General features: G+C 44.3%; 10 protein-coding genes. 3 read left to right on the plus strand and 7 right to left on the minus strand.

All coding sequences use genetic code 11. From position 1 onward, the window contains the following. Nucleotides 1-3: 3 nt before the first annotated feature. From KIT51_16165 to KIT51_16175, 3 genes are all read right to left on the minus strand, one after another. The gene (locus KIT51_16165) at nt 4-513 is read right to left on the minus strand and encodes a YfiR family protein (protein UYN86378.1); all 510 of its coding nucleotides are present in this window, start codon (nt 511-513) and stop codon (nt 4-6) included. A gap of 305 nt (nt 514-818) precedes the next feature. Next, nucleotides 819-1,889: a M42 family metallopeptidase gene (locus KIT51_16170; protein ID UYN86379.1), complete on the minus strand. Its 1,071-nt coding sequence runs from the start codon at nt 1,887-1,889 to the stop codon at nt 819-821. A gap of 35 nt (nt 1,890-1,924) precedes the next feature. Next, a complete protein-coding gene (locus KIT51_16175; protein ID UYN86380.1) occupies nt 1,925-3,496 on the minus strand; it encodes an acyl-CoA carboxylase subunit beta in 1,572 nt (523 codons plus the stop codon). Between the two features lie 59 nt (nt 3,497-3,555). On the opposite strand from KIT51_16175, the gene KIT51_16180 reads away from it, so the two are divergent. Then, nucleotides 3,556-4,485 (plus strand): exopolyphosphatase, encoded by a 930-nt coding sequence (locus KIT51_16180; GenBank protein ID UYN86381.1) that lies wholly within the window; start codon nt 3,556-3,558, stop codon nt 4,483-4,485. Here the strand turns inward: KIT51_16180 and KIT51_16185 are convergent. After that, nucleotides 4,482-5,831 (minus strand): sugar porter family MFS transporter, encoded by a 1,350-nt coding sequence (locus KIT51_16185; protein UYN86382.1) that lies wholly within the window; start codon nt 5,829-5,831, stop codon nt 4,482-4,484. The genes KIT51_16180 and KIT51_16185 overlap by 4 nt on opposite strands. A gap of 299 nt (nt 5,832-6,130) precedes the next feature. Between KIT51_16185 and KIT51_16190 the strand changes: the two genes are divergently transcribed. Next, nucleotides 6,131-8,908: a peptidase gene (locus tag KIT51_16190; protein ID UYN86383.1), complete on the plus strand. Its 2,778-nt coding sequence runs from the start codon at nt 6,131-6,133 to the stop codon at nt 8,906-8,908. Between the two features lie 187 nt (nt 8,909-9,095). Here the strand turns inward: KIT51_16190 and KIT51_16195 are convergent, their stop codons facing one another. Then, nucleotides 9,096-10,709 (minus strand): DUF4139 domain-containing protein, encoded by a 1,614-nt coding sequence (locus tag KIT51_16195; GenBank protein UYN86384.1) that lies wholly within the window; start codon nt 10,707-10,709, stop codon nt 9,096-9,098. Nucleotides 10,710-10,833: 124 nt separating this feature from the next. Here KIT51_16195 and KIT51_16200 point away from each other — a divergent pair, with 124 nt between their 5' ends. Next, nucleotides 10,834-11,916, plus strand: coding sequence for an Ldh family oxidoreductase (locus KIT51_16200; protein ID UYN86385.1), 1,083 nt, complete (start codon nt 10,834-10,836; stop codon nt 11,914-11,916). Here KIT51_16200 and KIT51_16205 read toward each other — a convergent pair. Beyond that, nucleotides 11,913-12,476, minus strand: a complete 564-nt coding sequence (locus KIT51_16205) for a hypothetical protein (GenBank protein ID UYN86386.1) — start codon at nt 12,474-12,476, stop codon at nt 11,913-11,915. The two genes, KIT51_16200 and KIT51_16205, sit on opposite strands and share 4 nt — an antisense overlap. A gap of 8 nt (nt 12,477-12,484) precedes the next feature. Continuing rightward, the gene (locus KIT51_16210; protein ID UYN86387.1) at nt 12,485-12,775 is read right to left on the minus strand and encodes a septum formation initiator family protein; all 291 of its coding nucleotides are present in this window, start codon (nt 12,773-12,775) and stop codon (nt 12,485-12,487) included. Nucleotides 12,776-12,836 lie beyond the last annotated feature (61 nt).

Here is a 12,836-nt window from a genome sequence, read left to right on the forward strand (position 1 = left end):
GGATTAAATCAGAATTGACATTGAGCTTAACTGGTTCGAAACCTTGAGGTTCGAGTTGCTGAAAGTAGATTGGTTAAGCTCCCACTTTAATTTGCCGTCAATAACTTTAAAGTTGATGCAGCTGCCTTTCTGGCCAAGACCGTTACCATCGGTTACGGTAAGTACGGGTTTCCCGTTAACTGCAGTCTTTACCACATCAAACTCTTTACTCTTGTTCTTTCCAATGTACACTACCTGGCAATCGCCTGTGTCAGCGCCAGAAGAAAGTTTCTTGATCACATACTTCTTGCTGCCTTTGGGTTTGCCATCGTACCAGGCCTTTAAGGTGTTGAATACATCATCTTCACCAATAACGCCCACAACAAAATCACCACCTGCTCCATCGTCAGGCCACTGCACATACTTTATAAAGTTGAAAAGCATAGCAGCATGAATTTCGTGATTCGGTCTTTCTTGTGCGAAAGATGCCACGCTAAGTGCGATGGCGAAAAGAATTAAGCTTACTTTTTTCATAACTAGAGAGGTTTAAATATTTGTTTTTGTTTTTTGTTCAACCTTAACGATACAAAAGTAGGCTACCCTTAAAACTCAGTATTTCCTAAGCCTGTTCTTATCTTTCTGATGTAAGGTTTTACCCTACTTTTCAAAACAACCGGGTTATACAAAAGTGGTGCAAAAACATTGGGTTCATTGAAGGAACCCATTTTTTAGCTTAAAAACGAAGAATTGCATAAAAAGAAGTCTCATTTTTGTCCAAAAATGAGACCTTCAAATCTTTAACTGAAAAGCTGAAATTGGCTTTAAAAGCTAAATCAACCCTATTTTATGTACCGGAAATCATGCCCGGGCTTAACCTGAAGCAATACCTCATAAATAAGCTTGATCACGTTCTCCACATCGTCCTTATGAACAGTTTCAACAGTGGTATGCATGTATTTCAGCGGAAGAGAAATGAGTGCCGAAGCAACACCCTCAGCCGAATAGGCAAAGGAATCTGTGTCTGTGCCTGTTGACCGGCTCACGGCCTGACGTTGGAACGGTATCTTTCTCTTCTCAGCCGTTTGGAGGATCATTTTAAGAACATTGTTCTGTACAGCGGGACCGTAACATAAAACCGGTCCTGTTCCACATTTAATGTATCCTGTATCTTTCTTATTGTACATCGGAGAGCAGGTATCGTGGGTCACATCGGTACAGATGGCCAGATCGGGTTTTAGCCTGCGGGAAATCATTTCAGCACCCCGCAACCCGATTTCTTCCTGCACCGAGTTCACGATGTAAAGACAGAAAGGAAGCTTTTTCTTATTTTCTTTCAACCTTCTGGCTACCTCAGCAATCATAAATCCACCCATGCGGTTATCCAATGCACGGCCTACGAGGTAATTCTTGTTCATCTCCATCAATTCATCCTCAAACGTAATAACACAACCAACATGAACGCCACGCGCTTCCACTTCCTTTTTCGATTCACAGCCAATATCAATGAAAATATTTTTCAACGAAGGTGGTTCTTCTTTCGCGGCATCACGAACGTGAATAGCCGGCCAGCCAAATACTCCTTTTACAATGCCTTTATCAGTATGGATATTGACCCGCATGGAAGGTGCAATCTGGTGATCTGAACCTCCGTTGCGTTTTACATAGATATAACCATCATCTGTGATGTAGCCAACAAACCACGAAATCTCATCGGCATGGGCTTCAATAACAACTTTGTACGATGCCTTAGGGTTAACCACACCCACCACCGTGCCGTACACATCAACCATGTAGTCGTCAATATAGGGCTTCAGGTAGTTCAACCAAATCTGCTGACCGGAATGTTCAAAACCTGTGGGTGATGCATTGTTAAGGTATTCAAAGAGAAAGGATTTACTTTTTTTGTCCATAGTGATATTGATTAAACGATTTTTGATCAACTTAATTATAACGGAATGTTACCGTGTTTTTTCTTTGGCAAGGTAGCCACCTTATTTTCCAACATCTGAAACGCACGAATTAATTTCTCACGTGTTTGATCGGGGTAAATAACTTCATCAATATACCCACGATGCGCAGCACGGTAAGGGTTCGCAAATTTGCGGGTATATTCATCTACTTTTTCATTGAGCTTGGCTTGCGGATCAGCCGCCTCCGAAATGTCCTTTTTGAAAATAATCTCGGCTGCGCCCTTCGCTCCCATTACGGCAATCTCTGCTGTTGGCCAGGCATAGTTCATATCGGCTCCAATGTGCTTTGAATTCATTACATCATAAGCACCGCCATAAGCTTTTCGCGTAATCACCGTTACGCGTGGCACGGTAGCTTCTGAAAAAGCATACAACAATTTGGCTCCATTGGTAATGATGGCGTTCCACTCCTGATCGGTGCCCGGTAAAAATCCCGGAACATCTTCCAACACCAACAGCGGAATATTAAAACTATCGCAAAAGCGCACAAAGCGTGCACCTTTCACGCTGGCATCAATGTCCAATACGCCTGCCAGTGAAGCCGGTTGGTTTCCCACAACACCAACACTACGACCGGCAAGTCTCGCAAAACCAACAACAATATTTTCGGCAAAGTTTTTATGCACTTCAAAGAATGATCCTTCGTCAACAATACCATCAATCACCTCACGCATATCGTAGGGCTGGTTTGGATTGGATGGAATGATCTCATTTAGTTTCGGACGGCTTTCGTCACCAATTGTATAAGGCAACCGCGGAGCTTCATCTTCACAGTTTTGAGGCATGTAGCTCAGCAGTTTTTTAATGTACTGGATGCATTCCAATTCATTTGTACAGGCAAAGTGTGTAACACCGCTTTTGGTACTGTGCGTCATAGCACCGCCTAATTCCTCTGATGTTACATCTTCATGGGTAACAGTCTTTACTACATTTGGACCGGTAACAAACATGAATGAGGTATTTTCTACCATCAAAATAAAATCGGTAATGGCGGGAGAGTAAACCGCTCCACCGGCACAAGGGCCCATGATAGCAGATATTTGGGGAATCACGCCAGAGGCCAACGTATTCCGGTAAAAGATATCAGCATAGCCCCCCAGTGAAACCACACCTTCCTGTATACGCGCACCACCGGAGTCGTTAAGGCCAATGATGGGTGCGCCATTTTTCATCGCCAACTCCATCAGCTTTACAATTTTCTCCGCATGGGTCTCCGACAAGGATCCGCCAAACACAGTGAAGTCCTGTGAGAAAACATATACCAACCTGCCATTCACCGTACCAAAACCTGTTACCACTCCATCACCCAGGTAATATTCTTTATCCAGCCCAAAATCCTTGCATCGGTGCATCACAAATTTTCCGAGCTCCTCAAACGAACCTTCATCAACCAACAGCTGGATCCTTTCCCTGGCGGTTAGTTTTCCTTTTTTATGTTGCTGATCAATTCGTTTTTCTCCTCCACCTAAAAGGGATTCTTTACTCTTTCTTTCTAACTCATCAAACTTTTGCCGTAGGACGGGATCGTTATGTTCTCGCTTTGCCATGACCTGAATTTAGGTTCGAAATATAGTTAAAGGAAGTATTAAATTGACCCAAATTCATCATGAACAACCGGCTGGCCATTATTGATTTAGGAACGAACACCTTTCACCTGTTGATTGCCGAAAAACTGGGTGATTCGTTTCACATTGCCCACCGCGACCGGCAAGCTGTAAAGATCGGGAAAGGTGGCATCAACGAAAATGTAATCCCCTCGGATGGTTTAGAGCGGGCTATACAAACCCTCAACTTTTTTAAAAAGAAAATAGACTCCCTGCAAATAACCAATGTTTTTGCCTTTGGCACCAGTGCATTACGAAATGCAACCAATAACGAAGAAGTGCTGGCGAAAATAAAGGCTGAAACCGGCATTCATGTGACCCTTATTTCAGGAGATCAGGAAGCAGAATTCATTTATCACGGTGTTTGCTCTGCCGTTAACCTGGGGGATACCAAATCATTGATAATCGATATTGGAGGAGGGAGCGTTGAGTTTATTGTTGGCGATGAAAACCAGATTTTCTGGAAGAAAAGTATTGAGATCGGGGCGCAACGACTGCTGGAATTGTTTCATAAAAGCGATCCGATAGCCCTGGCTGAAATCTCTAAACTTAATCACCACTTTCAGAAAACATTATCACCTCTATTTGAAGCATTAACCATTTATAAACCAGAAATAATGGTTGGTTCCTCCGGCACGTTTGATACACTAAGTGATATTTATTGTATACAGCATTCCATTTTCAAAAATGATGATGATCGCGAAACGCCATTATCGCTGGAAGGGTTCAATAAAATTTATAACGAACTATTGACAAAAGACCGCATAGCACGGCTGGCCATGCCAGGCATGATTGAAATGCGGGTGGATATGATTGTGGTGGCGTGCTGCCTGATCCGTTATATTCTGGATCACCATCCCATCACAAACATTCGTGTATCCAGCTATTCACTAAAAGAGGGGGCGCTTATACACGTAAGCAAAAACCTTTAGCTGATTCGAAGTTTCTTTTGAATGTCCTCCAGCGACACGCCTTTTGTTTCCGGGAATTTTATCAACACCCATAGTAGCTGCAGTACCATCATGCCCGCAAAAAAAGCGAAGATAATCCACGGATCGTTTCGTAATAATCCCTTCGATTGATCCAAAAATACAGGGGTGATTAAGGTTATGATCGCGGCAAAAACCCAGTGCACACTGCATCCAAACGATTGGCCATAAGCCCGTATGGCGTTTGGAAAAATCTCAGAAATAAACACCCAGATAACAGAGCCCTGACCCATGGCATGTGATGCAATAAAAACCAGTAAAAAGGTCATCATTAACCCGGGGCTTGCACCAACATAAAAAGAATAGGACACCACCGAAAGACTGATGATGTAACCCAATGATCCAATGACTAGCAAACTCTTTCTTCCGGTCCGGTCGATGAGGTAAAGACCCACAAAGGTGAAAATAAGATTTACACCCCCGATAGCTATTGAATTGAATAGCGAATCTTTAGCGGCAAGTCCGGCACGCTCAAGAATTTCCGGGGCGTAGTATAGAATAAAATTGATTCCGGAGAGCTGATTGAAAAAGGCTATGAAGAAAGCCAACAGAATAAGCTTACCGTACTTGCGGCTAAAGAAGGGTTCATGGTGGTGAGCACTTTCTACGCGCTCATTCGCTGCTTTAATGGTCTTGACATCTTCAGCAGGATTAACCGATCCAAGATCTGCCAAAACTTTCTTCGCTGTTTCCGTGTCGTTCTTTTTGGTAATCAACCATCGCGGACTTTCAGGAACACGCATAACCATTACCGTATATAAAATTGCAGGCAAGGCCTCCACACCCAGCATCCAGCGCCAATCGTTGATGCCACCAAAGCCTTGTAAAAGGTAGTTGGAGATAAAGGCTATCAATATGCCAAATACAATATTGAACTGGTACATCGCCACCAAACGGCCGCGCATTCCTGAAGTAGAAATTTCTGCGATGTACGTTGGAGCCGCGATAGAAGAAATGCCAACACCTATACCTCCTATAAACCGAAAGAAGGAAAACGTATAGGGATCGGGAGCCAATGCCGAACCAATGGCTGAGGCGGTGTACAATAACCCAATCCAAAACAAAACTTTCTTACGGCCATACTTCTCCGTTGGTGCCCCGCCAAACAAGGCGCCTATTACAGTACCCCACAGCGCCATCGACATGATAAAAAATCCATGAAACCAGGGTGATGTATTCCACAAATTTTTGATAGGGAGATTGGCACCGGAGATTACCACCGTATCGAAGCCAAAAAGGAAGCCGGCCATGGCCGCCACAAGCGCTATAAAAAATACATTATTCTTCATATTCGATATCTGAAATTTTAAAGGAGGTTGTCGTCACGCTTTTCGAAGGTAAGTGATTTATGTGAGTATTCGCGATTTCTCTGCGTCTTGACGGTTTTTAGAATGTCTACCGAAAAGTCATACTTTTTAAGCAGCAATCTTTATTAGAAACTTTAGTGTTTTTGTGCTTTTGTGGCCAGTTATTTAGCCACTAAAACTCTAAAACACAAAATTCATAAAATTGAGTGAAGTCAGATATTATGTAAACGGAGAAATTTATTCTTGCCAATCTGCTACCTTAAATGCATAAACCTAATGCCATGAACTACAAAATTACCTGCCTTGTACTCCTCTATGCACTCTCGCTCACGTTTTTACAGGCGCAACAAGTTGACGAGATCTATAACCAGAAAATAAAGGAGTACACAACCGACAAACGCTTTTTACCCACCTCTGTATTAAATGTTGTTGATCACCCCACTATTCCCTCGCCCCGCAAAGTATTTGGTGAAATTATTGGCGCACCGGGTGTCATGCATCGTACAACCGAAATATATGATTACTATAAGAAACTGGCGGATGCATCTCCTTACCTGAATATGCAGCAAGTCGGTATTTCTGAGGAAGGCAGGCCTATCTATGTAGCTGTCATCGGAAATGAAGATGCGATAAGCCGGGCAGATCATTATAAAAAACAACTTGACCTATTAGCCGATCCACGAAAAGTTAATCCTGCTGACGTTGAAAAAATTATCAGTGATTCAAAACCTGCATACTACCTCAATGGCGGCATGCACTCGCCCGAAATGGGTTCGCCCGAAATGCTGATGGAACTGGCGTACCGGTTGGTAACCGGTGAAACGGAAGACATCAAATTAATTCGGAATAACATCATTGTGTTGATCAATCCGGTATCGGAACCGGATGGTCGCGATAAGCAAGTAGACTGGTACTATCGTTATACAAAAGCACGCGATAAATTTGATGACGGCTTCCCACGCTCTGCTCCGTACTGGGGAAAATATATTTACCATGATAACAACCGCGATGGTTTACAGGTATCGCAAGCTATTACCAGGGCGATCTTTAAAATTTTTTACGAGTGGCATCCTACCGTCATGCTCGACCTTCACGAATCGGTCCCGTTGCTTTACATTTCTACCGGCACAGGTCCATACAACGAACAGGTTGATCCGATTACTGTAGGTGAGTGGCAAACCATGGCCAACCACGATATCACCACGCTGGCCGCACAAGGAATACCGGGCGGCTTCACGTGGGCGTTTTACGATGGTTGGTGGCCAGGCTATGGCATTTGGGTAGCCAACAACCATAACTCAACCGGCAGGTTTTATGAAACGTTTGGCAATGCTGGCGCCAATACCTACCTGCGCGATCTTTCCAATCAACGTTATGCCGGTGATCCGGCCACTACCAAGGAATGGTACCGCCCTGATCCGCCAACGCAAGAGGTATATTGGTCGTCTCGAAATAATATCAACTATATGCAGGCCGGTGTGCTGGCATCGCTTTCCTATGCTGCCAATAATGGCAAACTTCTCCTGCGCAATTTTTATCAAAAAGGAGCTAACAGCATCCGAAAAGGTAAGGAAGAAAAGCCGCGTGCTTTTGTAATCCCAAAAGCCCAACGCGACCCTGCCATGGCAGCTTACCTGGTAAACCAATTGCGAGCACAAGCCATTGAAGTGCACTATGCCGAGAAAGGTGAAAAGCAGGGCGACTATGTGGTGCTGCTCGATCAGCCTTACCGTAACCTGGCCGTATCACTGCTCACCAAACAAAACTATCCGAAAGATGCCAAGTTCCCTCCGTATGATGACATCGCGTGGACACTTGGCTATTTGTATGGTGTGGATGTAAAACAAGAAGACAGCATTAAGTATTCATTGCCGGATTTAAAGCTGCTTACGCAGGATGTTAAGTATGAAGGGAAACTGGATGGAGAAGGCTCAACGTATATGCTGAAATACAAAGCCCAGAATACTGTGCTTCCCGCACTGTACTGGGCAAAAGCACAAAACAAAAATGCCCAGTTTATAGTACTGGATTCAGCAAGCGTGATCGATAACGATACACTGCCGGCCGGATCGGTGGTGATGAAAGGATTAACAGCATCACAGGCAAAAACTATTACAACACAGTTTAGTCTTGATTTGAAAAGCACAAAAGCAGCAACCGATACTAAGAAACAACATGCTGTAACCTTGCCCCGCATTGCGATCTACCACACGTGGTACAACACGCAGGACGAAGGATGGTCGCGTTACACGTTTGATCAGCGTGGTATTCCCTTTACATACATTGATAAAGATGATTTAAAGGCTGGTGGCTTGCGAAAAAAATTCGATGTGGTGCTGGTGCCACGGGCAAGGGGCTCGGCAAGTGATTTTATTCATGAGATCGACAAAAAATATGGCCCGATGCCGTACACAAAAACTGCGGCCTACCCTTCACACGGTTTTCCCGATGCCACCAACGACATGACCGGTGGCCCCGGGTTTGACGGTATCGACAACCTGAAAAAATTTGTAGAAGAAGGTGGCGTGCTGATTACCTTGGATAACTCTACGGTAATGGCAGCCGAAACCGGAATCGCCCAGGTGCTGAAGCCTTATAGTGCTGCCGGTTTATTTCATCCGGGATCGGTGGTAAACGTAAAGGCACGCAAGCCCAATCATCCTGTTCTCTACGGTTACCCGGAAACCTTTCATATTTTCCGGGGCAACGGTCCGTTGTATCAGGTTGAAAAATACAGCCGCGATATGATGCTGCTCCAATACGGAAGCAAACCGTTGAAGGATGAAGAACCCTACACCGGCCCGATCATGGGTATGCCCGATAGAAAAGAGATCAAAAAAGAAGAAACCAAACCGGCAAAGGAACAGCCCTATGTATTATCGGGCATGGTGCGCAACGAGCAAACCATCATCGGGCATGGCGGCATATTCAATGTGCCTATTGGAAAAGGCAGGGTGATTGCCTTTACGTTTGATCCATTACACCGCTACCTGAATCATCACGATGCTCCGCTGGTGTGGAATGCACTTATTAATTGGGATTATCTTGGGGTGAAGTAATGCTTCAAAAAGCTGTTCTTAAACGTGATTCCAATATGTAAAAAATGCAAACCACAAAGACCTCTGAGAAGGCACAAAGATCACAAAGAGACAAGAGCTAATGGTTGAGCCCTTTCTTTGTGAACTTTGCGCCCTCTTCGTGTCACTTTGTGGTTAATTTCATTTCTCGATATGATTTCGGAAAACTCTACAACCCACTAATCTGCCTATCCTTCGGATACTTAACCTCATATTTAAAAACCACTTTGCGGGTTTCGTTCGGTTGAAGGTTCATGTCCCATAAAAGTTTACCGGTATCCTTATTATGTTTTGCTCCGCCTACATCCAGTACCGTAACCTCAATCTGGCTGTTACGGGAAAGCGGCAAATGATCTTCTACGGTAATCTTTACGGGTTCGTTTCGGGTATTGCGCACCGAAATTTCCCACGCATAGGCTTCGCGTAAATTGGAAGCAATGGTTCTTCGCGTGGTAAAATCCTTAACCTTTTCACGTTTCACAACAATACGCTTATCCCTGCCCAACGAAACCGAAAGTGTGTCTTTCAAATTGTTCGGATCGATAAATGTTTTCCCCACAAAGGTTCCTTCAAAAAAAACATTGGCCTCGCCCGGCAGCAGGTTAAAATCTTCCCAGCCTACAGCTTTTGCCAACAGAAAGGCATCAGCATCCAGCTTGGGTGCCACCGCATATTGGTACACTGCTTTCATATCATGCTTTTGAATGTCAACCAACGTAGGTTTAGCAGCAGACGAAACCGTGTAGGGTAAACTGATATCAAACTCGGTGTTCAATGATGTTTGTATGGTTTGTGTAAAGTCTGCAACATTAGAAACACTCGGCATCGCCATGCTAAGTTCCTCAGCAGGCATATCTTCCCGCTTATCAACAGAGCGTTGTACCTGAACACCGGCAGCCTTGCCTTTAAGACCAACATAAGGAGGTTGGTAGAAATCAAGATACCAGCTATACAGTTCAGGTTTTACACCGCCCAGGCTTGGGTTAGCGGTTGAAAGTTTCAGGCGAACATTACTCCACTCCTCACCGGTACTTTGAAACACGTTGGCCTTATAGCTTAACTGCACGGGGGCTTTGGTATTGATAGCCCGTAAATCATACACCGGGTACCAGCCGGCATTACCTACCACATAATTTACTTCCAGTTCTACACTTGTGGCTGCATCTGCAGAAACGCTGATCACAATTTCACTGGTGTTGCGACTGTACAATTCGTTTTGTTCGCGTATCTGCTGGTTAAGTCTGGTCATGCGCTCGTTGATTTTTTTAATCTTATCATCAGCTTTCATCTTCGATAAACCGATTTCACCCAACCGGGTGCGGTAAAAATCGGCCATGGCTTTAAGTTCATTTACCGAAACGTTCTGGTTAGCCCCGCCAATTTTCTGATTGCTCAAAATCATTTGTTCTTCTTTCGTGAGGATATCCTTTTGGTTTTGCTCCTGCGCAAGCTGGCGTTTATAGATCTCAAGCGAATCCCTTAATGTCACCAATTTCTTGGGCATATTGAACTCACTCAGGTAATTCTGATTATGATTTATTCCAAGAATTACGATGTTTCCCTTCCCCGAAACCTGAACACTTTCCTGATCAAGTTGCGAAGTCAAGCCTGATACAATAAGATTTGTGCGCCCGGCTTCTACACGTGTTTTTACCTCGCGCGTTACCTGAGCCCGGTTCAAAAACACCGTCACTCTACTGATTTTGGAATCTACTTGCTTTTCGGATTGGGAAAATGCCGGGAACATGGCCACCAGCAGATAAATAAAGATGGTTCGCTTCATAGTACTTTAGTTTATTGCCAGATGCACCGATCGGGCAAATTCCATAACGAAATTAACCTTAAAATCGTGCTGCACCACGAAATGGTTTTAGGATGGCTTATTCAATTGAGATTATCTTTGCGCCATGACAGATGAACACATATTTCAGGTTGAATCCCTTAAGCACTTCAGTCTTGCTATTTTCAAAAAAATTGGATGCTCCGATGATGATGCCAACCTCGCCACCGAGGTATTGCTCTCGGCCGACCTTCGGGGTATCGATTCGCACGGTCTGGCACGGCTATCCGGCTATGTGCGATTATGGGAAGCCAGGCGTATAAATGCCACACCCAATATTAAAATTGTTCATGAATCACCCAGCACAGCCGTTGTGGATGGCGATGGCGGATTAGGCCTGGTGGTGGCGCCTAAAGCCATGGAGATTGCTATAACCAAAGCTAAAACAGCAGGAACCGGATGGGTAGCGGTGAAAAACTCAAACCATTTTGGTATTGCAGGCTACCATACCATGATGGCCCTGCAACACGATATGATCGGCTGGGCGATGACGAATGCCAGCCCATTGGTAGCCCCAACTTTTTCTGTTGAGCGGTTATTGGGAACAAACCCTATCTCCATTGCTGTGCCGGCTGATAAGCAACCACCTTTCATACTTGATATGGCTACCACCACGGCAGCTAACGGTAAACTTGAAATCCTTCAACGAAAAAATAAGGAAGCTCCGCTAGGTTGGATTCAAACCAAAGACGGAATGCCTTCAGCCAACCCACACGAGTTAAAAGATGGTGGGGCGTTAATTCCATTGGGTAGCGATTATGAACATGGTAGCCATAAAGGTTACGGACTTGGCGCCATGGTTGATATTTTATCGGCTGTACTTTCGGGTGCCAATTATGGGCCGTGGGTTCCTCCCTTTGTCGCCTTTTTACAACCTCCTGCCGATCCGGTTGGCGAAGGCATTGGTCATTTCCTTGGCGCGATGCGTGTTGATGCTTTCCGGCCTGCCGATGAATTTAAAAAACACATGGACAACTGGATTACGCGATTTCGTTCGTCAAAAACCATTGGGGGTAAAGAAAAAGTATTGATTCATGGTGATCCGGAACGGGAAATGAGCACACGAAGGAGAGATGAAGGTATACCGCTTAATCCAAAGGTTGTGGATGATTTAAAAGATCTCGGGAAAAAATTTGATGTTGTGCTTTAAAAAACAAACCCGCCAATATTCACACCCGCACGGATAACCCACGGACTTTGATACGGTGTGTAAAAGGCATCGGAAGCCGTGTATGAAAAGTTGTAAAGTGCCATCAGAAAAAACGATGAGCGGTTACCCATTGGCTGAATAAACCCACCACCGGCTAAAAAACTGTTATAGTCCCTGCGTGTCTTTTCAGCTCCCTGCCCGGTAAGTAATTGATAATTCAAGTGCTCGAACTCTGTTTGCACAAAAAAACCCTTGTAAATGGTAAACCTGGCAAACGGGTTAATGGAATAATCATTAAACGAAATGGAAGGTGTAACAAGTTTGAACCTTGTATAACGGTAGGTAAAACCTGAACCCACCAAAAATTTTCGGGTAACCGAGTAACCGATAATGGGCGAAAGGGAAACAAAATCCTGGGTATTGCCAAAGCCCAACCCGAAACCACCACCGGTAACAATGCGCTCCTTAAAAGGAACACCCTTTAAACTGTTGTCTTCGCCTTGGGCCAAAACTGTACCCACCGAAACAACCAAAAACAGCAAAAGAACCGTTGTACGCATAATCAATTTTATTCTTCAACGATCACAAACACATCTTCGTTTTCTTTCTTCATTAAATATTTCTCCCGGGCAAACTTTTCCAATGATTCACGGTCGCCAAAAAGTTCTTCCCGGTCCTTTTCCACTTCCTTTATTTTTTCAACGTAATAAGCCTTATCATTTTCCAATGCCCGTAGCCTGGCCGATAATTTATAGCGCGCCATAAAATCATTTGAATCGAGGAAAAGCATCCAGGTTAAAAAAACAAGCCCGGCTACAACATAAAAATTCCGGAAAATTTTGGGTATGCGGTATAACATAGCAGTTTAAAAAGTATTCGAAGATAGAAAATAAATGGCAAGAACTAAAAAGCCCCGATAG

The sequence above is a fragment of the Cyclobacteriaceae bacterium genome (genome assembly GCA_025808415.1).
Lineage (GTDB): Bacteria > Bacteroidota > Bacteroidia > Cytophagales > Cyclobacteriaceae > UBA2336.